Below are 24,667 nucleotides of genomic sequence, written 5' to 3' on the forward strand. Positions count from 1 at the left end.
AATTGGGGATAACGCTCTCCGCGATGAGCGGAATTCGGACCAACGCGGCTGCGGTGATGCTCGGCGTCAGCCCGAACACGCTGCGCAGCTGGGAGCGCCGCTTCGGCTATCCCTCGCCGGCGCGCACCTCCGGCGGCCACCGCCAGTACGAGCTGCACGAGATCGAGGCGCTCAAGCAGGCCTTCGACGAGACGCACAACGTGTCGTCGGCGATCGCGCTCGCGCGTCAGCGCGGCGTCGGACTGCCGTCCGCGAGCCGCCTCGGCGTCGCGCTCGGTCGCTTCGAGGAGGACAAGGCCGCGCAGCTGCTGGAGGAGAGCCTCGCGCTGCGCTCGCTCGAGCGCACGATCCAGGAGATCCTGCTGCCGGCCGTCGCCGAGCTGCAGATCGACGAGGCCGGCCAGCCCGAGTACGAGTTCGCCTGGCGCTTCGCGACCGGCTGGATCTCCGCGCTGCGCCGCGTCGCGCCGCCGGCCTCGCGAGACGAGGCGGTGCTGATCTTCGACTCGTCGATCCCCTGCGACCTCGACGCGCTGCGCGTCCAGGCGCTCGAGCTGATGCTGCGCCGTGTCGGCCTGCGCACGCTCGTGCTGACCTCCGGTCTCGACCCCGCCCGGCTCGGCCGCGCGATGCGCGCGCTGCGCCCGAACGCGCTCGTGCTCGGCGGCCGCCGCGCCTCGCTCGACGCGATCGGGCGGCTCGTCTACGCCGTCCGCAGCGCCGAGCGCGAGCTCGAGGTGTTCGACTTCGGCGGCGCGCTGCCCGACACCGGTGCCAGCACCGTGCGGCGCCTCGGCGACGCGCCGATGGCCGCCAGCGAGACGCTGCTGGAGCGCCTCACCGCGCGTCCGGCCGAGCGTGCCGGCACCGCGCCCGCGCCGCTGATCGAGCGGCGCGCGCTGCTGTCGATCTGACGCGAGCGCGCGTCGCGAGAGCTGCGAGTTCCCCCGGCGCGGAGCGCCGCCTGCTCGCTGTCGTGGAACTCGCAATGGCAGCTTTGCTGCCACAATCAGCGCTCGATGTCCGCGCCCCACCGTCCCGTCGACCCGCAGCAGTCCTTCCCCGCGCTGGAGGAGGACGTGCTCGCGCGCTGGAAGGCGGAGGACATCTTCGGGCAGACGGTCCGCAACCGCGAGGGCGCGAGACCGTGGGTCTTCTACGAGGGCCCGCCGACCGCCAACGGCAGACCGGGCGTGCACCACGTGCTCGCGCGCGTCTTCAAGGACATCTTCCCGCGCTACCGGACGATGACCGGCCACTTCGTCGCGCGCAAGGGCGGCTGGGACACGCACGGCCTCCCGGTCGAGATCGCGGTCGAGAGCGAGCTCGGCTTCGACAAGAAGGAGGACATCGAGGAGTACGGCATCGCGAGATTCAACGCGATGTGCCGTGACTCGGTCTTCCGCTATCTCGAGGACTGGTCGCGCCTGACCGAGCGGATCGGCTACTGGGTCGACCTCGACGACGCCTACCGCACGCTCGACAACTCCTACATCGAGTCGGTCTGGTGGGCGCTCAAGACGATCTCCGACAAGGGGCTGCTGTTCGAGTCCTACAAGGTCGTCCCGCACTGCCCGCGCGACCAGGTGACGCTCTCCTCGCACGAGCTGGGGCAGCCCGGCGCGTACAAGGACGTGATCGACCCGTCGGTCTACGTGCGCTTCCCCGTGATGCAGCCGGTCGGCCCGCTGCAGGCCGGCGACGAGCTGCTGGCGTGGACGACGACGCCGTGGACGCTGCCCTCCAACGCCGCGGTCGCGATCGACCCGGAGCTGTCCTACGTGCGCGCCCGCGGCGGCGAGAAGAGCACTGAGGCGGGCGTCGGCGACGTCGTCTTCGTGCTCGCGGAGGCGCTCGTCGAGCGCGTCCTCGGCGAGGGTGCGGAGATCGTCGAGCGCTTCCCCGGCCGCGCGATCGAGGGCGCCCGCTACCAGCCGCCGTTCGACTTCATCGACGGCTCCGCCTACGGAGAGCGCGGCCATTCTGTTCTCCTCGGCGACTTCGTCACGGCCGACGACGGCACCGGCATCGTCCATACCGCGATCGCGTTCGGCGAGGACGACTTCCGCCTCGGCGAGCAGTACGGCTTCACGGTCGTCAACCCGGTCAAGCCGAACGGCGAGTACGACGAGCGGATGGGCCAGTGGGCCGGCCGCAGAGTCAAGGAGGTCGACCGCGACCTCGTCGAGGACCTGCGCACGCGCGGCCGCCTGCTACGCGCGGAGGAGTACGAGCATGCCTATCCCCACTGCTGGCGCTGCGGGACGCCGCTGATCTACTACGCGAAGCCGTCGTGGTACATCCGCACCTCGCAGATCCGCGACAGACTGCTCGCCTCCAACGAGTCGGTCAACTGGTACCCGCCGCACGTCAAGCACGGCCGCTTCGGCAACTGGCTCGAGGGCAACGTCGACTGGGCGCTCTCGCGCGAGCGCTACTGGGGCACGCCGCTGCCGATCTGGCGCTGCGGCGAGGGTCACGTCCACACGATCGGTTCGTTCGACGAGCTGGAGCAGCGCTCGGGCGTGCGGCTCGACGACGCGCACCGGCCGTACGTCGACGAGGTCGAGTTCCCCTGCGACGACTGCGGCGAGCCGATGCGACGCGTGCCGGAGGTGATCGACGTCTGGTTCGACTCCGGCTCGATGCCGTTCGCGCAGTGGCACGCGCCGCACGAGCGCGAAGAAGTCTTCAGAGCGAACTTCCCCGCCGACTACGTCTGCGAGGCGCTCGACCAGACGCGCGGCTGGTTCTATTCGCTGCTCGCGGTCTCGACGCTGCTGTTCGACCAGTCGTCGTACAAGAACGTCGTCTGCCTCGGCCTGATCCTCGACGGCGAGGGTCAGAAGATGTCGAAGTCGAGAGGCAACGTCGTCGTCCCCGACGAGGTGCTCGACAGATTCGGCGCCGACGCGCTGCGCTGGTACTTCTTCACCTCGAAGCAGCCGTGGGACGGCTACCGCTTCTCGCACGAGACGATCGGCGAGATGGTGCGGCAGTTCCTGCTGCAGCTGTGGAACACGTACGGCTTCTACGTCCTCTACGCGAACGCCAACGACGTCGAGCCGCCGACCGCCGCGCCCGACCCGGCGACGCTCTCCAACGAGCTCGACCGCTGGGTCCTCTCACGTCTCTCGGCGACCGTCGAGACGGTGCGCGAGCGGATGGACGACTACGACGCGACGACCGCCGGTCGCGCGATCCAGGCGTTCGTCGACGACCTCTCGAACTGGTATGTGCGGCGCTCGCGCCGGCGCTTCTGGAACGGCGACCGCGAGGCGTTCGCGACGCTCCACCACGCGCTCGTCTCGGTCGCGCAGCTGCTGGCGCCGTTCACACCGTTCCTGGTCGACGAGATCTACCGCAACCTCGTCCCGGCCGGCGCGGCGAGCGTCCATCTGACCGACTTCCCGACGGCGGCCCCGCGCGACGAGGAGCTGGAGTTCGCGATGGGCGTCGCGCGCGAGGCCGTCACGCTCGGCCTGGCGGCGCGCGGCCAGTCGAAGATCAAGCTGCGCCAGCCGCTGCACGCGGCGGTGATCGTCGCGACCGGCAGAGAGCGCGCCGCGCTCGAGCGGCTCGCCGACGTCGTGCGCGACGAGCTGAACGTGAAGGAGCTGCGCTTCGCCGCCGCCGCCGACGAGCTCGGGCGGATCGAGGTCAAGCCCAACTACCGCGCGCTCGGCCCGCGCTTCGGCAAGTCGATGCCGCTCGTCGCCGCGGCCGTCGCCGCGCTCGACCCGGCGGGCGTCGCAAGCGCGCTGCGCGAGGGTCGCACCGTCGGGATCAGCATCGAGGGCAGGGACCATCAGCTGACCGACGCCGACCTGCTGACGGCGATGCAGCCGCTCGACGGCTACCAGCTCGAACGCGAGGGCTCGCACGCCGTCGCGCTGGAGCTGACGCTCGACGAAGGGCTGCGGCGCGAGGGCACCGCGCGCGAGATCGTCCACGCGATCCAGGCCGCGCGCAAGCAGGCCGGACTCGACATATCGGACCGCATCAGACTGCAGCTCGGCGGCTCGCAGGCGCTCGCGACGGCCGTCGACGAGCACAGCGAGTACATCACCGACGAGGTGCTAGCGGTCGGCTATGACTTCGACGTCGTCGGCGAGCTGTCCGGCGCCGGCGCCGGAGTGGTCTCGATAGACGGCGAGCCGCTCGCGATCGCCGTCACCGCTGTGCCGGTCTGACCGCGCCGGCGCCGTTGTGCGCCGTGATGTAGCTCTCGATCGTCGTCAGGTGTCTCGCCATCGCGTCGCGCGCCGCGTCGCGGTCGTGAGCGGCGACGGCGGCGAGGATCGCGCGGTGCTCGGGCATCGCCCGCTCCATCCGGTACTCCGGTCTGGCGAGCCAGAAGCGCGCGGTGAGCACGGCGGCGTGGATCGACTCGGTCAGGCTGCAGAGCGCGCCGTTGCGGGTGCCGCCGATCACCGACTGGTGGTAGGCGAGGCGAGCGTCCTGATAGCGCCCGGCGCTGCTGCGGTTGCTCTCGACGCGGTCGGCGCTGACGCTCATCTGGCGGATCGCCTCGTCGAGTTGGGAGAGGTCGGCCTCGCTCGCGCGCGTGGCGGCGAGCCCGGCGGCCTGGACCTCGAACATGCGCTGGCACTCCAGCACCTCGGCAAGCCGCTCGGAGGCGCCGCTGGCGATCATGATGTCGAGCACGTCCTCGTCGAGCGCGCTCCACAACGCCGGCTCGTTGACGGTCGCCCCCTTGCCGTGCTTGACGCTCACGAGACCGCGCTCCTCGAGCGCGCGAATGCCCTCGCGCGCGACGCCCCGACTGACGTCGAAGCGCTCCGCCAGGTCGAGCTCGCGCGGCAGCATGTCGCCCGGCGCCAGCTGCCCCGTGACGATCTCCTCGATCAGCTCGCGCATCAGCCCGTGGTGGAGCCGTGCCATCAAGTCACCCCATGATCGAACGACATCGCATCTAGCTTATCTCGCTACACGGGCGTTCCCAAATACAACTTATGTCTGCCTGCGAACCACTCATTCGATGAGGCCGCGGCGCAGCGCGACCGCCACCGCCGCAGCACGCTCGGAGACCTCGAAGCGTCTGTAGATCTGCAGCAGGCAGGACTTCACGGTCCCAGTGCTGAGATGGAGCCGCTCGCCGATCTCCCGCGCCCCGAGCCCGTCGGCGACGAAGATCAGCACCTGCCGCTCGCGCTCGGTCAGGATCGCGTCGCGCTCGCTCGCGGCGCGACGGCGGATCTCGCCCGCGATCAGCGTGTGCGCGTCGCGGCCGAGCGCGACCTCGCCGCGCGCGGCCGCGGCGATCGCCGTGCACAGCTCGCCGGCGTCGACGGTGCGCGACAGCCAGCCGCCGGCGCCGGCCTCGATCGCCGCGTAGCTGGACGCGGCGTCGTCGGCCGCGGAGATCAGCAGGATCCGGCTGGCGAGCCCGTCGCGGACGGCGGCGTTGAGCACGCGGCGGCCGTCGATCCCGGGCAGCCGCACATCGACGATCGCGACGTCGGGGTGCTCGACGCGCAGCAGCCGCAGTGCGCTGCGGCCGTCGCCGGCTTCGCCGACGAGGCGGAACTGCGCGCACTGGCGCACCGCGCGCGCCGCCGCCTCGCGGAACAGCGGCTGTCGGTCCGCGACCAGCACGCGGACCGGCGGCGCGCCGTTGATGGTCGACGGGAGTGACACGCTGTCACTCGAGCAAGCCGAACCGCATGCCGACGGCGACGGCGGCGGCGCGCTCGGCGACGCCGAGCTTCTCGTAGAGATGGAGCAGATGGGTCTTCACGGTGGCGGTGCTGATGTGCAGCATCGCCGCGACCTGCGGCGCCGTCTGCCCATCGGCGATCAGCTCGAGGATCTGCTGCTCGCGCCGGCTCAGCTGCGGGCGCTCGTCGCGCCCGCGCAGGCGGATCTCGCCGGCGACGAGCGTCTGTGAGGTCGCGTCCAGCCGCGTCTCGCCGCGGCCGACCGCCAGCACCGCCTCGCCGACGGCGTCGGCGTGCGCGTCCTTGGAGACGTAGCCGGCGACCCCGTGCTCGAGCGCGCGGTAGACGTCGTCGGGCGTCACCTCGGCGGCGAGCAGCAGCAGCCGCGCGCCGCCGGCGAGGTCGTCGGCCGGCTCGACGAGATCGCCGGCGAGCAGCTCGCGGTCGATCACGACGACGTCGGGCCGATGTCGCTCGACCGCCTCGCGGACGCCGGCCAGCTCGTCGGTCGCGTGCGCGAGCTCGATCATGCGATAGCCGGCGATCGCGCGGACCAGCGCGTCGCGGAAGAGCGGGTGAGCGTCGGCGACGAGCACCCGCACCGCGGTCGGTGTGGTGGTCTTGCCGCGCCCCCGCGCGGACCAAGACGGGGCTGTTTCCAACATGAGGCGTGAGCGTCCCCCTGAATCGGCTCAACACACTTGATTCTATCCCAATATCTCGCTCGGCGAGACAACCCGATTGCGATGGTCGGTAGATTTCCCGTGAATCCTCGGATCCCTCATCAACCGATCGGAGGATCGGCGGGCGAGCTGTTGATCGCGCGCCGCTCAGAACCAGGAGTTCGAGACGCCGGCCCCCGCGGCGCCGTCGCCGTCGCCGTCCTCGTCGCCGGCGTCAGCAGCCTTCGCCTCGGTCGCGGCGACGATGCGATCGAGCCATGCGCCGACCGTCGCGTGGTCGTCATGGGAGAGCGTCGCGGCAACCGCGTCGAGCGCTTCGAACAGCGGCGCGGCATGGGTCACCAGCAGCGCCCGCATCTCCTCGCTGAGGCTGATCACCGCGCTGCGGCCGTCGCTGGGGTTGGGCCGGCGCGCGACATGGCCGGCACGTTCGAGCCGCTGGATCAGCGCGGTCGTTCCGCCCGAGCTGAGCGCCAGCCGCTCTCTCAGCTCGCCAGGCGTCAGCTCGCGCTGCTGGGCGAGATAGACGACGGCGCCCATCTCGGTGTCGCTGAGCCCCAGCTGGCGGGCGACGGCGGCGCGATAGCGCTCGATCGCGAGCGCCTGCCGCGTCAGCAGGTCGCGCAGCTGGAGCGGCCGATATCGGCCGTGCTCGTCCTCGGGTTCGGCGGGCATCGCGTCGAGCGTAACCGAGCGCCTCAGCGATGAAAAGCGGCCACCGGACAGCAACTCTCTTGAGAAACGATCGAATTGCACTAGGGTGACTCCACCTGTCGGTGGGAAGAAGAACCAGAGTTGAGGTGATAGGCGCGATGGGCGCACCGCACGAGGACTCCGCCGCACGGATCCGCTGGCTCTTCGCCCAGAAGGAGCTTGCCTGCGCCCGCTACGTGCGCGCCGTCGCCAGCTCGCTGGAGCTGTCCGAGAACGAGCTGCGCGCGCTCGTCTGCATCGCCCGCCACGGGGAGATCTCGCCCAGCCTGCTGAGCCTCCGCACCGGTCTCAGCGTGCAGGTCGTCGGCGCGATCTCCAGCCGTCTCGGCGAGCTCGGGCTGATCGAACGACGCCGCCATGAGCGCGACCGCCGCAGCAGGCTGCTGCGCCTGACGGCTGACGCGGAGGCGACGCTGCAGGCCTCGTTCGCCGCGTTGACGGAGCGGATCGACAGCGTCTTCGAAGCGCTGCCGCAGCGCGACCGCCGCGTCGTCGCCGCCTTCCTGGAGCGCGTCGCCGACGCGAGCGCGGAGGCGGCAGGCGACGCGAGCTTGCTGCCGGGGCCGGGCTCGCTCGCGGCCGCCGGGTAAGCCGGTCGCTGCTCGCGGGTGGCGGCCGTGCCCGGCAGGTTGCCGGCGGTCGCGCCCCGCTACCGCCGCGCGTGGACGCTGTCGATCAGGCCGTACTCGACCGCCTGCTCCGGCGTGAAGAAGCGGTCGCGCTCCATGTCCGCGTGGATCTGCTCGAGCGGCTGGCCGGTGTGGTGCGCATACAGCTCCTCGAGTCGCCGCCGGGCCGCGAGCGTCTCTTCGGCGTGGATCGCGATGTCGGTCGCCTGGCCCTGGAAGCCGCCGGAGGGCTGGTGGTTGAGGATGCGGCTGTTCGGCAGCGCCATCCGCTTGCCGCTGGCGCCGGCCATCAGCAGGAAGGAGCCCATCGACATCGCGATCCCGACGCAGATCGTCGCCACGTCGGGCCGGATCAGCTGCATCGTGTCGTAGATCGCGAAGCCGGCGGTGACGGAGCCGCCGGGCGAGTTGATGTAGAGGTGGATGTCCTTGGCGGGGTCGACCGCCTCGAGGTGCAGCAGCTGGGCGACGACCAGGTTCGCGATGTCGTCGTCGACCTGTTGGCCGAGGAAGACGACGCGCTCGTTGAGCAGGCGCGAGTAGATGTCGAACGAGCGCTCGCCGCGCGCGCTCTGCTCGACGACCATCGGGACGAGCGGGGACATGGGTGCTCCTTTCGAGCAAACACGCAACCACAGGGTTGCGTAAACGGTGGCGCTAGACTAGCAACCCTTGAGTTGCACGAATCCCAGGAGTCGTTCATGACCGCCGAGCCCGCCGCCGCTGTCCACCGCTCCGTCGTGCTGCCCGTCTCCCGCGAGCACGCGTGGCGGGCGGTCACCGACCCGGACCAGCTCGCCTGCTGGCTCGCCGACGACGTCGAGCTGGAGCCGCGCGCGGGCGGCGCCGCCCGCTTCCGCTGGGACGACGGCGGCGATCGCGTCGGCGTCGTCGACGAGCTGACGGAGCAGCGCCGCATCGCCTTCCGCTGGCAGGCCGCCGACGCCGACGACGACACCGGCGAGTCGCTCGTCGAGCTGACGCTCGACGACGTCGAGGGCGGCACGCGCGTCTCCGTCGTCGAGGTCCGCACCGACGCGCTGCGCAGCGGCGACGCCGAGCTGACGCCCGCCGGCACGCCGACCGCGTGGACGCAGCGGATGGGCGCGCTCGCCGCCTGCTCGTTGTGCGCCTGGGCGTGAGACGACTCGGCCGGAGCGGCGATCGCGATGCCTGACGTCGTCGGCGGCGCGAGCGGCCTGGGCGCGGGCGGCGGCCACGACGCCGACCTGCTCGCCGGCGCCGTCTTCGCCGCGCTCGCCGACCCGACGCGGCGGGCGGTCGTGCGGGAGCTGTCGCGTCAGCCGACGACGACCGCGACCGCGCTCGCGGCCGAGCTGCCGATCTCACGCCAGGCGGTCGCCAAGCACCTGAACCTGCTCGCCGGGGCGGGCCTCGTCGCGACCGAGAGAGCCGGCCGCGAGACGCGCTACCGCCTCACGCCCGACCCGCTGGAGCAGGCCGTGCGCTGGATGACCGAGGTCGGCGGCCAGTGGGATCGCCGGCTGGAGCGGCTGCGGCGGCACGTCGCGGAGTGACTCGCTCGCGCTGCATGCGCTGTTCGCGCTCGGCCGCCGGGCCGCCCGGCTGCGTCGCCAGCGTCAGCCGATAGCCGGGCGGGCAGGGCAGCCGCCGCAGCGCGAAGGGTGCGCCGGCGAACGACGCGGCGCCGTGCTCCGGCAGCTCGGGCCGCGCCGGGTCGAGCGCGACGGCGACCGCGGCCGGCTCCTCCAGCAGGCCGCAGCCGATCGCCTTCAGGCAGGCCTCCTTCGCCGTCCACAGCTCGAACAGGGCCTGCCGCCGGCCCCGCGGCGGCAGGCCGTCGAGCCATGCGCGCTCGCGTTCGTCGCAGGCGAGCGCCGTGACGGCGTGCTGCTCGCGCAGCACGCGGATCCACTCGAGGTCGATGCCGACCCGCCGCGTGCGCGAGACGGCGCACGCGACCAGCCGGTGGGCGTGGGCGACGTTGAAGTCGAGCGCGCCGCCGGCGAGCGCGGGGCGGCCGTGGGCGGCGCGCGTCAGCTCGACGGCGGGCGGCGCGATGCCGAGGCAGCGGCCGAGCAGCAGGCGCAGCGCGCCGCGGCCGACGGTGAAGCGGGCGCCGTCGGCGGGGTCACGGAAGCGCGCCGCGCGGCCGCGCTCAGCGGTGGAGAGCAGCGGGGCGAAGCGGGCGCAGGTGGCGGCGTCGACGGGGACGAGCCAGACGCGGAGGTCGGCCGGGGCGTGGGCGGGCCGGTGCGACATCGCCCGCCCACGCTATGGGCGGCGGCAGGCGCCGCCCATCGTCCGCGTGGTGGTGCGGGCGGCTCGCTAGGCGAGCGCCGGCTCCAGCTCGGCTTCCAGCTTGCGCTTCGGGTAGGCGCCGACGACCTTCTTCGCGATCGCGCCGTTCTTGAACAGGATCAGCGTCGGGATCGAGAGGACCTCGTAGCTCATCGCCGTCTGCTGGTTGTCGTCGACGTTCAGCTTGACGATCTTCAGCGCGTCGCCCCGCTCACCGGCGATCTCCTCCAGCACCGGAGCGACCATGCGGCATGGACCGCACCAGGGCGCCCAGAAGTCGACGAGAACGGGGACGTCGGACTCGATGACCTCGGCCTGGAAGTTGTTGTCGTTGACCTCGGTGATGGTGCCTGCCATGAGAGGGGCTCCTTGCGGGAATCGGCTTACTTCACAAAGTATAGTGCCCCCGTGAAGGGAGCCCGTGGGCCCAGCATCGCACGCCGCGCTCGCGCGCGCACGTCGTGCGAGGCCGCGCGTGCGCACGACGGGGAGACGGCGCGCGTCGCGCGCGTGCACGAAGGCGCGTCGGCGAGCTAGGTTCTGCGGATGGCCGACCCCACCAACAGCGAGATCGCGGCTGCCTTCGACGAGCTGGGCGACCTCTACGAGCTCGACGGCGCGATCATCCATCGTGTCGTCGCCTACCGCAACGCCGCCAAAGTCACACGCGACGCCTCCGTCTCGGTCGCCCAGCTGACGCGCGAGGGCCGCGTCACCGAGCTGCCCGGCATCGGCGCGACGCTGGAGACGAAGCTCGTCGCGCTCGTCGAGACCGGCGCGATCCCGCAGGCCGAGAGACTGCGGGCGAAGTTCCCCGCCGGCCTGCTGGAGATGACGCGCCTGCCCGGCCTCGGGCCCAAGCGCGCCCGCCGCCTCTACGAGGAGCTGGGGATCGACTCGCTGGAGGCGCTCGAGACCGCCGCCAGACAGCAGCGGATCCGCGACCTGAGAGGGTTCGGCGCCAGAGCGGAGGAGAACTTCCTCGCCGCGATCGCGCGCGCGACCGCCGACGCCGAGGCGCGCGGCGGCAACGGCTCCGGCCGCTTCGTGCTCGACCGCGCGCTCGCGATCGCCGAGCCGCTGCTGGAGCTGCTGCGCGCGCACCCGACCTCCCACCAGGTCGAGCTGGCCGGCTCGGCGCGCCGCTGGGGCGAGTCGGTCAAGGACCTCGACATCATCGCCACCGCCGACGACCCGCGCGCGTTGGCCGAGGCGCTCGCCGCCTCCGACCTCGTCGAGTCGACCGCCGGCCTCGGCGACAACGGCGCGCGCGTGCGCACCCACAGCGGCATGGGCGTCGACCTGAAGGTCGTCGCGCCCGACCAGTTCGGCAACGTGCTGCAGCACTTCACCGGCTCCAAGGAGCACAACGTCGCGCTGCGCGAGGCGGCCGTGAAGGCCGGCCTGCACGTCTCCGAGTACGGGATCCTCGACGACGCCAGCGGCGAGACGCTGCGCTGCGCGACCGAGCAGGAGGTCTACGCCAAGCTCGGCTACGCGTACATCGAGCCGGAGCTGCGCGAGAACCGCGGCGAGCTGCAGGCGGCGCGGCTCGACGGCGGCAGCGGGCTGCCGGAGCTGATCACCGAGGCCGACGTCAAGGGCGACCTCCACAGCCACACGACCGCCTCCGACGGCAAGAACGAGATCGAGCAGATGGCGGAGGCGGCGCAGGCGCTCGGCTACGAGTACCTCGCGATCACCGACCACTCGGCCTCGCACGGCTTCGGCGACGACGTCTCGCCGCAGCAGCTGGAGGCGCAGATCGAGCGGATCCACGCCGCCAACGCCGCCTTCCCCGGGATCGAGCTGCTGGCTGGCAGCGAGGTCAACATCCTCCCCGACGGCTCGCTCGACTACCCGGACGAGCTGCTCGCGCGGCTGGACTGGGTGATCGCCAGCGTCCACTCGTCGTTCTCGCTCGGCGAGGCTGCGATGACGGAGCGCGTGATCGCGGCGATCGACCATCCCTCCGTCGACGCGATCGGCCACCTGACCGGCCGCAAGATCGAGGCCCGCCCGCCGTACGCGCTCGACGTCACGCGCGTGATCGAGGCGGCGGCGCGGACCGGCACGATGCTGGAGATCAACGGCGCGCCCGACCGGCGCGACCTCAACGACGTGCACGCGCGCGCGGCGGCGCAGGCCGGCGTGCTGATCCTCGTCGACAGCGACGCCCACCGCACGCGCACGCTCGCGTCCAGCCGCCGCTACGGGATCGCGACCGCGCGGCGCGCCTGGCTGACCGCCGCGCAGGTGGCCAACACGCGCTCCTGGAAGGAGTTCGCACCGCTGCGCAAGCGCGTCCGTGCGGGCGGCTAGGGTGGCGCTCCACGAACCGGAGGGGCCCGCCGCATGCAGAACGACCTGCTCGACGCACTGAGAAAGAGCCAACGGTGGCTGATGGTCGCCGGCGTGCTCGCGCTGATCGGCGGCTCGATCGCGATCATCGTGCCGGCACTGGCCTCCGTCGGCGTCGCGATCTTCATCGGCTGGATGCTCGTCTTCGGCGCGGTCTTCCTGTTCGTCGACGCCTTCGCGGTGCGCGACGTCGGCCGCCTCGTGCTGCGCGCGCTGGTCGCGCTGATCACGCTCGCCGCCGGCATCGCGCTGCTCCTCGCGCCGCTGAGAGGCACCTACACGCTGACCGTCCTGCTGGTGCTCTACTTCGCGCTCGCCGGCGTGATGCGGATCGGCGTCGCGATCTCCGAGCGCGGCCTGCCGGGCGCCGGCCTGACCGCCTTCAACGGCGTCGTCACGCTGCTGCTGGCGATCCTGATCGGCGCCGAGCTGCCGGAGTCCTCGGACTGGGCGATCGGTCTCCTGGTCGGGATCGACTTCCTCTTCTTCGGCTTCGCGGCGATCTCCGCCGCGAGCGCGTTGAAGCGCTCCACTCCGCAGTGAAACCGCCCTTTAGGGCCGTTCACAGCTTTCTCACAGTTTCATGACGCGGCGGTCACGAGTCATCGCGTGATCGACGGGACAGTCACGGTGACCGCACGACGCGGTCACCGTCACGTCCCCTCACTCCCGAAGGACTCAATTGACCTCCTTTTCGCCGCGTGCGCGGCGTCGTGGACGCCTGCCCGTGCTGCTGGCCGGTGTCGCGCTGGCGGCCGGCGTGGTCCCGACCGCGGCCACGGCAGCCGATTCGCTGACGCTGACCGACACGACTGAAGCTGTCGGTCCCGGCATCACCCTCCGCCATCTCAAGACGCTCGAGCCCGGCGGCTGGTACGACTACCAGCTGCTGACGGCGAGACTGTCGGACGTCGTCTCCTCCGACCTGCTGTCGGGCGCGACGGTCACCGAGACCGGCGCGATCTCCGGCAAGGCCGACAGAGCCGGCGCCGTCGCCGGCGTCAACGGCGACTTCTTCGACATCGACAACTCGGGCGCGCCGCAGAACATCGCCGTCAGAGGCGGCGAGCTGCTGAAGAGCGCCAACTTCGGCCTCACGTCGCCCGCCGTCGGCGTCACCAGAGCCGGCATCGGCGGGATCGTCAACACCGCGCTCGACGCGAAGGCGACGGTCAAGGGCGCCGAGGTGCCCGTCGCGGCGCTCAACACCGCCGGCGGCATCCCCGCCGGCAGCTACGCCGCCTACACCTCGAAGTGGGGCACCTACAGCCGCGCGCGCGGCTTCAGCGGCGTCACCAACGTCGCCGAGGCGCTCGTCCAGAACGGCAGAGTCGTCTCCGTCAACGCGACTGCGCTCGGCGCCGGCGAGATCCCCGCCGACGGCTTCTACCTCGTCGGTCGCGACGCGGCAGCCGACGCGATCCGCGCGCTCGTCCCCGGCGACGACGTGACGCTCGCCTACGGCCTCGCCGACGAGGTCTCCAAGCAGCTGCAGTTCGCGGTCGGCGGCAACGAGGTGCTGATCCGCGACGGCGCCGTGCTGCCGAACCTCGACCAGACGATCCACCCGCGCACCGCGATCGGCTTCGCCGACGGCGGCAGAACGGTGCTGCTGCTGACGGCCGACGGCCGCCAGGCGCCGGTGCTCGGCGCCACGACGCAGAAGATGGCCGAGATGCTCGACGCCGAGGGCGCCGAGACGGCGATCAACCTCGACGGCGGCGGCTCGACCACGATGGTCGCGCGCCCGCTCGGCGACGCCAGAGTCAAGGTCCGCAACAGCCCCTCCGACGGCAACGAGCGGCGCGATCCCAACGGCGTCGGCATCTTCGTCGCGCCCGGCAACGGGCTCGTCGAGCAGCTGCTGCTGTCGCCCGACGGCGACGAGGCGCGGGTCTTCCCCGGCCTCCACCGCACGCTGCGCGCCAAGGCGGTCGACGACCACCAGACGCCGGTCTCGGTCGCCCGCGGCGACATCCGCTGGAGCGCCAACGAGGGCACGGTCGACGGCGGGCTGCTGAAGGCCCCCGACAACGTCTTCGGTCACATCCGCGTGCGCGCGGCGACCGACACGGCGCAGGCCGACGTCGCCGTCAGAGTGCTCGGCGAGCTGCACGCGCTGGAGCTGTCGACGCAGCGGCTCTCGTTCGCCGACAGCGGCGCCGACCGCGCGACGATCGTCAGAGTCACCGGCCGCGACGCCGAGGGCTTCACCGCCCCGGTCGAGCCGCAGGACCTCGAGCTCGACTACGACGACTCGGTCGTCAAGATCACGCCGTCGGGCAACAGCCTGAAGATCACGCCGCTGACCGCCGGCGGCACGATCCTCAACGTCTGGGCCGGTGACCAGCAGATCAAGCTGCCGGTCACCGTCGGCGTCCAGACGCACGTCGATGACTACCTGCTGACGCGCAACCCGATCGCCAGCAGACTGTGGCAGTGGACCGGCACGGCCGCGATCGCGCGGACGCTGACCGACACCGCCGAGGGCGTCAGAGTCGACTACAGCGCCGGCCGCAACATCGGCATCACCTCGGTCGGCACGACCGGCCAGTTCCAGCTCCCGGGCGCGCCGCTGCGCGTGCACGTGAGAGTGAAGTCGACGGAGAGAGTGACGCTCACCTACGGCGCCTTCAGACAGGTCGACGGCACCTACAAGAACCTCTACGGCGCCCCGCTCGTGCCGGGCTGGAACGACGTGGTCTTCACCATGCCGGCCGACACGAGATTCCCGATCTGGTTCGACACCTTCCAGGCGATCGAGACGAACGTCGCGCTGCAGAGAGCCGGCTCGATCGTCGTCGGCGAGGTCTCGGCCGACGTGCCGAGCGAGGTCGAGCTGCCCGAGCAGGAGCCGCTGCGCTCCGACGCGCTGATCTCGGCCGACGGCTCGCTGCAGGACGGCGAGCAGGAGTTCACCTTCGCGACGCTCTCCGACGTCCAGTTCACGCACGTCAACACCGAGATGGTGCCGGTCGCGATCCAGGCGCTGAAGCGGATCCGCGCGACCGACGCCGACCTCGTCGTGCTCAACGGCGACATCGTCGACCTCGGCGAGAGATCGGACATCGACCTCGCGCGCACGACGCTGGAGGCCGGCGGCTGCGAGCTGGTCGAGCTGGGCAGCGCGACGCTGCCGGAGAAGACCGCGTACAGCATCCCCTGCCTCTACGTGCCCGGCAACCACGAGTCGTACATCCCCGGCGGCCAGGGCACGCTCGACGCGTTCGAGGCCGAGTTCGGCAGACCGTACGGCTACACCGACCACAAGGGCACCCGCTTCATCACGCTCAACAGCTCGCTCGGCTCCTTCCGCGGCTCGGACTTCGAGCAGCTGCCGATGCTGCAGTCGGCGCTCGAAGAGGCCGCGCAGGACGAGGCGATCGACAACGTGATGGTCTTCGCCCATCACCCGGTCGACGACCCGGCCGAGACGAAGTCGAGCCAGCTCGGCGACCGCGTCGAGGTGCAGCTGATCAAGAGACTGCTGTCGGACTTCCGTGACGACAGCGGCAAGGGCGTCGCCATGGTCGGCTCGCACGCGCAGATCATGAACGTCCACCGCGAGGAGGGCGTCCCCTACGTCGTGCTGCCGTCCTCGGGCAAGGCGCCGTACGGCACGCCCGATCGCGGCGGCATCACCGGCTGGGTCCGCTGGGGCGTCGACAGCGACGCCAACGCGGCCGAGCAGTGGCTCGAGCTGGACGTCCACCCGTTCGCGCAGACGATCGACCTGCAGGTGCCGGAGCAGCTCGAGGTCGGCACCAGCGCGCCGCTCGGCGGCACGCTCGTGCAGCCGACGGGCGTCTCCACCGGCTCCCGCACGGTGCCGCTGCGCTACCCGCTGTCGCTGCGCTGGTCCGGCAGCGAGCAGCTCGCGATCGGCAGCGGCGACGACGCCGTCGAGGCCGCCCGCGAGGACGGCAAGACGGCGATCCTCGATCCCGCCACGGGCGAGCTGACGGCGCTGACCGACGGCACGGTCGACGTCACCGTCGAGGCCGACTCGATGAGAGCGGGCGACGACATGTCGCCGATCAGAACCACCAAGACGGTCGCGGTCGTCGCCTCGACGGCGCCGGGCCCGAAGGCGTGGCTCTCCGCGCCGGTCTTCCCCGACCAGGCCGCGACCACGATCGGCGCCGCGCAGGCCGTGACGGTCGCCAACACCGGTGACGAGCCGCTGGAGCTGCGCTTCGACAAGCTCGTCGCCGTCGACGGCCCGCAAGGCGACTTCGTCGTCGTCTCTGACGCCTGCGACGACGTCACGATCGCGCCCGGCGCCTCGTGCGAGGTGCTGGTGCGGTTCGCGCCGCAGCGTGAGAACGCGACCTCGAGCGCCAAGCTCGTCTTCCGCGCCAACACCGCCGAGCAGCGTCACACGGTGACGATCTCGGCCGCCTCGACCGGCCTCCCGAGAGGCCCGAAGGGCGACCAGGGCGAGCAGGGTCAGCCCGGTGAGGACGGCCCGGCCGGCCAGCCCGGCAGCGACGGCAGAGACGGCGCCGCCGGCGCCGACGGCAGAGACGGCCCGCAGGGCGAGTCGGGCGCGCCCGGCCCGCAGGGCCCGGTCGGCGGGATCGGTCCCGTCGGCCCGGCCGGCAACGACGGCGCGACCGGCCCCGCCGGCACGGCCGGCGCCAAGGGCGACAAGGGCGACACCGGCGCGACCGGCGCGAAGGGCGACAAGGGCGCCCCGGGCCGCGACGCGCTCGTCACCTGCACGGTCAGAAACGCCAGAGTGACGTGCAAGGTCACGTACGCGAGCAGAAGCTCGGCGAAGAACGCCAAGGTCCGCGCGACCAGCAAGGCGAGCCTCGTCCGCAACGGCCGCACCTACGCCAAGGGCCGCGTCAGCAGCCTGAAGGCGACCCGCAGAGTCACGCGCGGCAGCTACACGCTGCGCGTCGGCAGCGGCAAAGCCGCCCAGCGGCTGGCGGTGACGGTCCGCTAGCAGGCAGGCAGCAGCAGACGCAACGCACCGCGGCCGGTCGCGCTCCTCGCGCGGCCGGCCGCACCCCGTCCGCCCCCGTTCAGGAGACCTTCCGTGAATCCCATCCCCCTGCCGTCGGTGCGCCGCCGGCTGCGCGCGGCGCTCGCCGCCGGCGCCGTCGTCGCGCTGGCAGCGCCCGGCGCGGCCGCCGCCGCCGACCCGCTCACGCTGACCGACAAGAGCGAGCCGATCGGCCCCGGCATCGAGCTGCGCCACCTCGAGACGCTCAGCCCCAGCGGCTGGACCGACGCCCAGATCCTGACCGTCGACCTCGCCGAGGAGGCGGTCACGACCGACCTGCTGATGGCCGAGCACGTCGGCCAGGCCGCGCCGCTCACCAGCATGGCCAGATCGTCCGGCGCGATCGCCGGCGTCAACGGCGACTTCTTCGACATCGGCAACTCCGGCGCCGCGCTGCGGCCGGCGATCAGAAGCGGCAGAGTCGTCAAGTCGGGCAGTCCGGAGACCGTCGTCGGCGTCACGAACGACCGTCTCGGCTCGCTCACGTCGCTGGCGCTGGAGGCGACCGCGACCTTCCCGGGCGACGTCAGGCAGCAGGTCCGCTCCTTCGACGCGCTCGGCGCCGGCAACGGCACGATCGCCGCGTTCACCTCGAACTGGGGCGCCTACTCGCGCGCCCTGGCGACCGGCAGCAGCAGCGACCGCGCGGAGGCGATCGTCACCGACGGCGTCGTCGTCTCGGTCGACCCGGCCGGCGCCGGCGAGGGGACGCTGCCGGCCAACACGATCGCGCTCGTCGGCCGCGAGGCCGGCGCCGCCGCGATCCGCACGCTGAGAGTCGGCGACGCCGTCGACTTCCAGTACAGACTGAACGGCGACGGCGTCGACGACCTCGCCTTCGCGATCGGCGCCGCTCACCCGCTCCTCAATGACGGGGTCGTGCAGCCGCAGGGCGACCAGTCGACCGCGCCGCGCACGGCGGTCGGCTTCTCCGAGGATCGCCGCACGATGTACCTCGCGGTCGCCGACGGCCGCCAGACCGCGGTGCTCGGCCCGAGACTGGCCGAGATGGGCGAGCTGATGAAGTCGGTCGGCGCCGACGACGCGATCAACCTCGACGGCGGCGGCTCCAGCACGCTGATCGCGCGTCCGCTCGGCGCCGCCGCGCCGACCGTGCGCAACACGCCGTCGGACGGCAGCGAGCGCGCGACGCCGAACGGCATCGGCCTCTTCCTCGCGCCTGGCAGCGGCGTCGCCGACGAGCTGGTCGTCTCGCCCTCGGGCGAGCAGGCGCGCGTCTTCCCGGGCCTGCACCGCACGCTCGGCGCCAAGGCCGTCGACGAGAACGGCGGCCCGGTCGCGCTGCCGCGCGGCGAGGTCCGCTGGAGCGCCAACGAGGGCGCCGTCCCTGGCGGCCTGCTGCACGCGCCCGAGAACGTCTTCGGCCACATCCGCGTGCGCGCCACGACCGACACGGTCCAGGCGTCGCTCGCCGTCAGAGTGCTCGGCGAGCTGGCCGAGGTCGAGCCCTCGCGCCGCCGCCTCTCGTTCACCGACACGAGCAGCAGCGCGACCGTGCTCAACCTGACCGGCCGCGATGGCGAGGGATTCGCCGCCGCGATCGACCCGATCGACGCCGAGCTCGACTACGACGACGCGATCGTCTCGATCCAGCCGTCGGGCACCGGCCTGAAGATCACGCCGAAGGCCAACGGCGCGACGATCCTGACGATCTCGGTCGGCGGTCAGCAGGTGACGGTGCCGATCACGGTCGGCTTCGACACGATCACGCTCGACGAGTTCGACTCGGCCGCCAACTGGACCTTCCGCCACGATCGCTCGCCGAGCGGCGCGATCTCGATCGTGCCCGGCGGTCACACCGGCAACGGCCTCAGAGTCGACTACGACTTCACCGCCGCGACCGCGACCCGCAGCGCCGGCGCCCGCGCGCTGACGCAGATCCCGCTGCCGGGCCAGCCGCTGCGCGTCTCGGTGTGGGTCAAGAGCGACGGCAACGGCCAGTGGCCGACGCTGTCGCTGCGCGACTCCTCCAGCGCCGCGGGCAGAGTGCTCGACCTGCGCGGCGACTACCTCACGAGAGCGGGCTGGGTGAAGGTGACCGCGTCGCTGCCGAGCAGCGGCGTCGTCTACCCGGTGCGGCTCGACAACGTCCGCTTCATCGAGACGGCGGCCGCGAGACAGTACAGGGGCTCGCTCGTGATCGACGACCTCCAGGTCGACGTGCCGAGCGAGATCGAGACGCCGGCCGAGCCGCCGCTGCAGGCCGACCGCCTGATCGACGCCGACGGCAGACTGCCGGCGGCCGGCGGCGAGCGCTTCGAGTTCGCGACGCTCTCCGACATCCAGTTCACCGCCGCCAACCAGGAGCTGGTGCCGGTCACCGCCGCCGCGATGAAGCGGATCCGCGCGCAGAGACCGGACTTCGTCGTCCTCAACGGCGACATCGTCGACACCGGCTACCAGGCCGACGTCGAACTGGCGAGAAGAGTCCTGACGGAGGCCGGCTGCAACCTCGTCGAGGCCGGCACGCCGGCGCCGGCGCCGACCGCGAACACCGTCCCCTGCTACTACGTGCCGGGCAACCACGAGTCGTACGGCACCGACAACCTCAACGCCTGGAAGTCCCAGTTCGGCAGACCGTACGGGACCTTCGACCACAAGGGCACGCGCGTCGTGCTGCTGAACTCGACGCGCGGCTCGCTGCGCGGCTCCGACTACGACCAGCTGCCGCTGCTGCAGGCGGCGCTGGACGACGCGGCGGCCGACGACGCGATCAACAACGTGCTCGTCTTCGCCCACCACCCGACCAACGACCCCGACCCCGGCGACGCCAGCCAGCTCGGCGACCGCAAGGAGGTCGCGCTGATCGAGCGGCTGCTGTCCGACTTCCGTGACGAGAGCGGCGGCAAGGGCGTCGCGATGGCCGGCTCGCACGCGCAGATCGTCAACGTCGACCGGATCGAGGGCGTCCCGTACGTCGTGCTCCCGTCGTCGGGCAAGTCGCCGTACGGCACGCCCGACCGCGGCGGCATGACCGGCTGGATGCGCTGGAGCGTCGACGGTGCCGAGACGGCCGACGGCGACTGGCTCAACATCGACGTGCGCCCGTTCGCGCAGCAGATCGACCTCGACGCGCCGGCCGAGCTGGAAGTCGGCGCGAGCGCGCCGCTCGGCGGCGAGCTGGTGCAGCCCTCCGGCGTCTCCACCGGGACGCGGCGGGTGCCGCTGCGCTACCCGGCGTCGATCCGCTGGAGCGGCTCGGCCGAGCTGGCGATCGGCAGCGGCGAGGAGGCGGTCGAGGCCGCGCGCGAGGCCGGCAAGGTCGCGCTGCTGGACCCGGCGACGGGCGCGCTGACGGCGCTGAAGAGCGGCCAGGTGGCGGTCGTCGCCGAGGCCGATTCGATGAGAACCGGCGACGACCTCGCGCCGATCAGCGCGCAGAAGACGGTCAACGTCGTCGCCTCGACGGCGCCCGGCCCGAAGGCGTGGATCACCGCGCCGACGTTCGCGCCGCAGCCGGCGACGACGTTCGGCCCGGCGCAGGAGCTGCGCGTCGCCAACACCGGCGACGAGCCGCTGGAGCTGTCGCTGAAGCGGATCGAGACGGTCGAGGGCCCGGTCGGCGACTTCGTCGTCGCGGCCGACTCCTGCACGGACGTGACGGTCGCGCCGGGAGATGCCTGCACGCTGCTGGTGCGGTTCGCGCCGCAGCGCGCCGACGCGACCTCGACGGCCCGCTTCGTCTTCGCCGCCAACACGGCCGAGGTGCGCCACACGGTGACGGTCAGCGCGACCAGCACCGGTCTGCCGAAGGGCGACAGAGGCGACCAGGGGACCCCGGGCGAGCCCGGCGCCCCGGGTGAGCCGGGCACGCCCGGCTCAGACGGCGCCGACGGCGCGGCCGGCAGAGACGGCGCGCAGGGTCCGACGGGCGTCGACGGGCCGGTCGGCCCGGTCGGTGCCGACGGTCCCGCCGGCCCGGCCGGCAGCGACGGCGCGACCGGCCCGGCCGGCGTTGCCGGCGCGCCGGGCGCCAAGGGCGACGCCGGCGCGACCGGCGCGAAGGGCGCGACCGGCGAGAAGGGCCGCGACGCGCTCGTCACCTGCACCGTCAGAGGCGGGACGAGAGTGACCTGCGTCGTGACCTACACGTCGAGAAGCTCGGTCAAGAAGGCGGCCGTGAAGAAGACGGCGAAGGCGTCGCTGGTGCGCAACGGCCGCACCTACGCGAAGGGCCGCGTCGGCAACCTCAAGGCGACGCGCAGAATCGCGCGCGGCAGCTACACGCTGAAGGTCGCGGGCAGCTCGCTGCCCGTGCGCGTGCGCTAGCCGCCGAGCAGCAGCGGCAGCACCCGCTCCCGTACCGCCGCGTCGAAGCTGGCGCGGCGGTAGGGGGCGAGCAGCTCGGCGGCGCGGACGGCGTAGGCGTCGTCGCCAGCCGATTGCGCGTCGTCGAGCGCGGCGCGGAGCGCGCTGCCGAGCTCTTCGCTGACGTAGCGCGGCTCGAGCGCGCGGGCCAGCTCCAGCGCCGGATAGGCGCCCGCGGCAGGCGTCGTCACCAGCCGGCAGCCGTCGGCGAGCGCCTCCAGCTGGGCGATCCCGTGGTCCTCGCGCAGCGGCGCGGCGACGAAGACGCGCGCGCGCCGCAGCAGCGCGCGGTACTCGGCCGGCGCCAGCAGCCCGGTCCCCTCCGCGCCGTCGCCGAGCGGACCGCTCTGGCCGGCGATCAGCAGCGTCTCGCCCGGCCGCCGCACCGTCGCCCACGCGGCGAGGATGCGGTCGAGCCCCTTCTTGACGGGATCGGCGGCGTAGGCGAGCGCGGCGACATCGCGGGCGGGCGCGGCCGCCGCGTCGGCCGGTGCGGGCGTCGTGCCGGGCGGGGCCGCGTCGGCGTCGGCCGGTCGCGTCGGCTCGACCGGCACCGGCAGCACGACCGCGGGCGTGGCCGCGCGCACGCGCGCCGGCAGCGGCGACAGGCTGCCCGCGCTCATCGGCAGCAGCAGCTTCGCGGCCGCCATCCGCCGCGGCTCGACCTGCCGCTGCCAGATCCCGTGCCGGCCGGGGCGGTTGTCGAGCGCCGGCGAGTCGAACCAGATCGCGCCCGGCCGCGGCGCCAGCAGCGCCGCGGTCGCGGAGCTGTAGATCACACCGTGCGGGTCGTGCGCGGCGATTCCGCGCAGCGCCGCGGCGCGGCAGGCGCGCGCCTGCACGAGGTCGGTCAGCGCGAAGGTGCGCACGCGCGGGACCGGGCCGGCGGCGGCGACCTCGACACGCGCGCCGGCGCGCGCGATCGCGGCGGCGAGCTGCTCGTCGGCGCCGCGCCAGCCGGCGGTCGTGCCGAGCGAGACGAGGAGGACGTCGGCGCTCAACTGGTCGCCGACTCCTCCATCTCCCACACCTCGTTCGAGCGGAAGCCCGGGGTGCGGATCAGCTGGATCGCTCTGAACGGCGAGGTCCGCTCGACGTAGTAGCGGACGCCGTCGCGTCCCTCGATCGCCGTCACCGCGGCGTCCTGCTGACGCCACGAGAGCGCCCAGATGATCGCGAAGCCGGCCGCGATCGCCGCGACCTGCGGGAGGAAGAGGGCGAGCACGCCGGCCGCGACCGTGCATGCCAGCAGCGGCCACAGGCGGTTGACGAGCACCCGCGCGGGGCTCACCTCCGGCAGCGACTGCGACGATCTCGCGTCGGCCAGCAGCCGCGCGATCGGCGGCGAGGTCTCGGCGCGTCTGCCGAGCACGACGCCGACGCTGGCCGCGAGGATCCACCAGCCGGCCGCGAACGGCACCAGCAGCGGATCGTCGGCGCGGCTGGCGGCAAAGGCGGTCAGCGCCGCGAGCACGGTCGCCGCGGCCGCGCTCGTCATCACGGTCGCCTTGAGGAAGTCCGTGAAGCGCATCGCCCTCGCCTGCCTCGCTCAGGTGGCGGGATCGTCGGCGAGCAGCCGTTCGAGCAGATGACGCACGCCGTCGGTGCCGTCGACGACGAGGTCGGCCTCCTCGGCCAGCTCGCTCGGCCCCTCCTCGGAGGCGACGCAGACGCGCAGCGCGTGGCGCACGCGACCCTCGGCGAGCATCTCGCCGAGCGCGCGGAAGGCGTCGAGGTCGGTCACGTCGTCGCCGACGTACAGCGCCGCGTCCAGCTCGGCGTGCTCGAGGAAGCTCAAGATCCCGGCGCCCTTGTCCATCCGCACCGGCGGCCGGACCTCCAGCACCTTGCGGCCCCAGTGGGTGCGCAGACCGCTCTGCTCGGCGCGGCCGGCGATCGTGTCGATCGCCGCGCGCGCGGCCTCCTCGTCGGGCGCGCCGCGCCAGTGGAAGGCGACGATCGAGCCCTTGTCCTCGATCCGCACCCGCAGCCGCCGCAGCTCGGCGTTGTCGGCGTCGCGTCCGAACGCCTGGATCCGCCGGCCCCAGTCGCGCACGGCCGGGTCGAGCACCGGCTCGATCCCGCCCGCTCTCAGCAGCTCGGTGCCGTGGCTGCCGATGTAGGAGATCGTCCCGATCGAGACGATCCGGCGCGCGTCGGAGGAGCGGCGCCCGCTGACGCACGCGACGTAGCCGTAGCGGCGCGCGATCTCGATCAGCAGCGAGCGCGTCGTCTCGGGCACGTGCGCGTCGTCGGCGTAGCGGACGATCGGCGCGAGCGTCCCGTCGATGTCGAGCAGGATCGCCGTGCGGGCCGGATCGGCACGCAGCGGAGCCAGCGCCTCGGCGAGCCGTGCGTCGGATGCTTCCGCCGTCGGTCTGGCGGGGGTCACCCGACCTAGTATGGCGACCCGGCTGCGCGGCCGCCGCTCGGAGGTCCGGCTGCAACGGCGCTTGCTCTCAGCCGCAGCGTCCGCGCCCGCCGCTCTGCACGCCGAACTCGGCCGCCCAGGTGGCGCGCGCGCCGTCGCCGCCGGCCGGCGCGCCCTCGACGGCGGCGAGGCCGACGTCGCGGAACCCCGCCCGCAGCACGTTCTCGCGGTGGCCGCTGCTGTTCATCCAGGCGTTCACGACCCAGGCGGCATCGCCGGCCGGCGCGACGCCCCAGGCGAGGTTCTCGCCGACCGTCCAGCGCGCCGACGGCGGCGCGTAGCCGGTCGCGAGGATCCGGTCGGAGAAGCTGCGACCGTCGGGCGAGCTGTGCTCGAAGTAGCGCCGCCGGACCATGTCGCGCGCGTGGTCCGCGGCGGCGCGTGCGAGGCAGCGGTTGGCGCGCAGCGGGCGCGCGCCGGCACGGGCCCGCTCGCGGTTGAGCAGGCACAGCAGCGCCTGCTCGGAGCGCGCGGCGGAGACGGCCGCCGCCGGCATCGCGGTGGCGGCGGGGCAGGCGGCGGCGTCGCTCTGCGCGGCCGAC

General features: G+C 72.8%; 20 protein-coding genes. 9 read left to right on the plus strand and 11 right to left on the minus strand.

The window, feature by feature from the left end:
• Nucleotides 1-23 precede the first annotated feature (23 nt).
• Nucleotides 24-914, plus strand: a complete 891-nt coding sequence (locus tag R7226_RS03385; protein ID WP_318595622.1) for a MerR family transcriptional regulator — start codon at nucleotides 24-26, stop codon at nucleotides 912-914.
• 105 nt (nucleotides 915-1,019) lie between these two features.
• Nucleotides 1,020-4,193, plus strand: coding sequence for an isoleucine--tRNA ligase (gene ileS, locus R7226_RS03390; RefSeq protein WP_318595623.1), 3,174 nt, complete (start codon nucleotides 1,020-1,022; stop codon nucleotides 4,191-4,193).
• Here ileS and R7226_RS03395 read toward each other — a convergent pair.
• The 4 genes from R7226_RS03395 to R7226_RS03410 all read right to left on the minus strand — a co-directional run bounded on the left by R7226_RS03395 (nucleotide 4,174) and on the right by R7226_RS03410 (nucleotide 7,039).
• The gene (locus R7226_RS03395; protein ID WP_318595624.1) at nucleotides 4,174-4,905 is read right to left on the minus strand and encodes a FadR/GntR family transcriptional regulator; all 732 of its coding nucleotides are present in this window, start codon (nucleotides 4,903-4,905) and stop codon (nucleotides 4,174-4,176) included. The two genes, ileS and R7226_RS03395, sit on opposite strands and share 20 nt — an antisense overlap.
• Before the next feature lie 90 nt (nucleotides 4,906-4,995).
• A complete protein-coding gene (locus tag R7226_RS03400; RefSeq protein ID WP_318595625.1) occupies nucleotides 4,996-5,661 on the minus strand; it encodes a response regulator transcription factor in 666 nt (221 codons plus the stop codon).
• 4 nt (nucleotides 5,662-5,665) lie between these two features.
• Nucleotides 5,666-6,283, minus strand: coding sequence for a response regulator transcription factor (locus R7226_RS03405; protein ID WP_318595626.1), 618 nt, complete (start codon nucleotides 6,281-6,283; stop codon nucleotides 5,666-5,668).
• A 228-nt stretch (nucleotides 6,284-6,511) separates the two neighbouring features.
• A complete protein-coding gene (locus R7226_RS03410; protein WP_318595627.1) occupies nucleotides 6,512-7,039 on the minus strand; it encodes a MarR family winged helix-turn-helix transcriptional regulator in 528 nt (175 codons plus the stop codon).
• 137 nt (nucleotides 7,040-7,176) lie between these two features.
• Here R7226_RS03410 and R7226_RS03415 point away from each other — a divergent pair, with 137 nt between their 5' ends.
• Entirely contained in the window at nucleotides 7,177-7,668 is a 492-nt protein-coding gene (locus R7226_RS03415; RefSeq protein WP_318595628.1) for a MarR family winged helix-turn-helix transcriptional regulator, read from the plus strand.
• Between the two features lie 59 nt (nucleotides 7,669-7,727).
• Here the strand turns inward: R7226_RS03415 and R7226_RS03420 are convergent, their stop codons facing one another.
• Nucleotides 7,728-8,312, minus strand: coding sequence for an ATP-dependent Clp protease proteolytic subunit (locus R7226_RS03420; protein WP_318595629.1), 585 nt, complete (start codon nucleotides 8,310-8,312; stop codon nucleotides 7,728-7,730).
• Between the two features lie 96 nt (nucleotides 8,313-8,408).
• On the opposite strand from R7226_RS03420, the gene R7226_RS03425 reads away from it, so the two are divergent.
• Both R7226_RS03425 and R7226_RS03430 read left to right on the plus strand, forming a co-directional pair.
• Entirely contained in the window at nucleotides 8,409-8,849 is a 441-nt protein-coding gene (locus R7226_RS03425) for an SRPBCC family protein (protein WP_318595630.1), read from the plus strand.
• Between the two features lie 27 nt (nucleotides 8,850-8,876).
• Nucleotides 8,877-9,245: an ArsR/SmtB family transcription factor gene (locus tag R7226_RS03430; protein WP_318595631.1), complete on the plus strand. Its 369-nt coding sequence runs from the start codon at nucleotides 8,877-8,879 to the stop codon at nucleotides 9,243-9,245.
• Here R7226_RS03430 and R7226_RS03435 read toward each other — a convergent pair.
• On the minus strand, nucleotides 9,145-9,951 hold the full coding sequence (locus R7226_RS03435) for a 4'-phosphopantetheinyl transferase family protein (protein WP_318595632.1): 807 nt from the start codon (nucleotides 9,949-9,951) through the stop codon (nucleotides 9,145-9,147). The genes R7226_RS03430 and R7226_RS03435 overlap by 101 nt on opposite strands.
• Before the next feature lie 66 nt (nucleotides 9,952-10,017).
• Nucleotides 10,018-10,347 (minus strand): thioredoxin, encoded by a 330-nt coding sequence (trxA, locus tag R7226_RS03440; RefSeq protein ID WP_318595633.1) that lies wholly within the window; start codon nucleotides 10,345-10,347, stop codon nucleotides 10,018-10,020.
• 189 nt (nucleotides 10,348-10,536) lie between these two features.
• Here trxA and polX point away from each other — a divergent pair, with 189 nt between their 5' ends.
• The 4 genes from polX to R7226_RS03460 all read left to right on the plus strand — a co-directional run bounded on the left by polX (nucleotide 10,537) and on the right by R7226_RS03460 (nucleotide 21,655).
• Nucleotides 10,537-12,312 (plus strand): DNA polymerase/3'-5' exonuclease PolX, encoded by a 1,776-nt coding sequence (gene polX, locus R7226_RS03445; protein ID WP_318595634.1) that lies wholly within the window; start codon nucleotides 10,537-10,539, stop codon nucleotides 12,310-12,312.
• A 33-nt stretch (nucleotides 12,313-12,345) separates the two neighbouring features.
• On the plus strand, nucleotides 12,346-12,894 hold the full coding sequence (locus tag R7226_RS03450; protein ID WP_318595635.1) for an HdeD family acid-resistance protein: 549 nt from the start codon (nucleotides 12,346-12,348) through the stop codon (nucleotides 12,892-12,894).
• Nucleotides 12,895-13,078: 184 nt separating this feature from the next.
• The gene (locus tag R7226_RS03455; RefSeq protein ID WP_318595636.1) at nucleotides 13,079-17,305 is read left to right on the plus strand and encodes a phosphodiester glycosidase family protein; all 4,227 of its coding nucleotides are present in this window, start codon (nucleotides 13,079-13,081) and stop codon (nucleotides 17,303-17,305) included.
• 93 nt (nucleotides 17,306-17,398) lie between these two features.
• Nucleotides 17,399-21,655 (plus strand): phosphodiester glycosidase family protein, encoded by a 4,257-nt coding sequence (locus R7226_RS03460; protein ID WP_318595637.1) that lies wholly within the window; start codon nucleotides 17,399-17,401, stop codon nucleotides 21,653-21,655.
• On the opposite strand, the gene R7226_RS03465 is transcribed toward R7226_RS03460, so the two are convergent.
• The 4 genes from R7226_RS03465 to R7226_RS03480 all read right to left on the minus strand — a co-directional run.
• On the minus strand, nucleotides 21,652-22,695 hold the full coding sequence (locus R7226_RS03465) for a glycosyltransferase (RefSeq protein ID WP_318595638.1): 1,044 nt from the start codon (nucleotides 22,693-22,695) through the stop codon (nucleotides 21,652-21,654). The genes R7226_RS03460 and R7226_RS03465 overlap by 4 nt on opposite strands.
• Nucleotides 22,692-23,225, minus strand: a complete 534-nt coding sequence (locus R7226_RS03470) for a hypothetical protein (protein ID WP_318595639.1) — start codon at nucleotides 23,223-23,225, stop codon at nucleotides 22,692-22,694. The genes R7226_RS03465 and R7226_RS03470 overlap by 4 nt, the downstream gene beginning before the upstream one ends.
• Before the next feature lie 18 nt (nucleotides 23,226-23,243).
• A complete protein-coding gene (gene otsB / locus R7226_RS03475) occupies nucleotides 23,244-24,086 on the minus strand; it encodes a trehalose-phosphatase (RefSeq protein WP_318595640.1) in 843 nt (280 codons plus the stop codon).
• A gap of 67 nt (nucleotides 24,087-24,153) precedes the next feature.
• Nucleotides 24,154-24,667 (minus strand): CAP domain-containing protein (locus R7226_RS03480; RefSeq protein ID WP_318595641.1); only part of this gene is annotated, 514 nt, incomplete at its 5' end.

Origin of the sequence: Conexibacter stalactiti, assembly GCF_033542075.1 — a bacterium.
Taxonomy (GTDB): Bacteria; Actinomycetota; Thermoleophilia; order Solirubrobacterales; family Solirubrobacteraceae; genus Conexibacter; species Conexibacter stalactiti.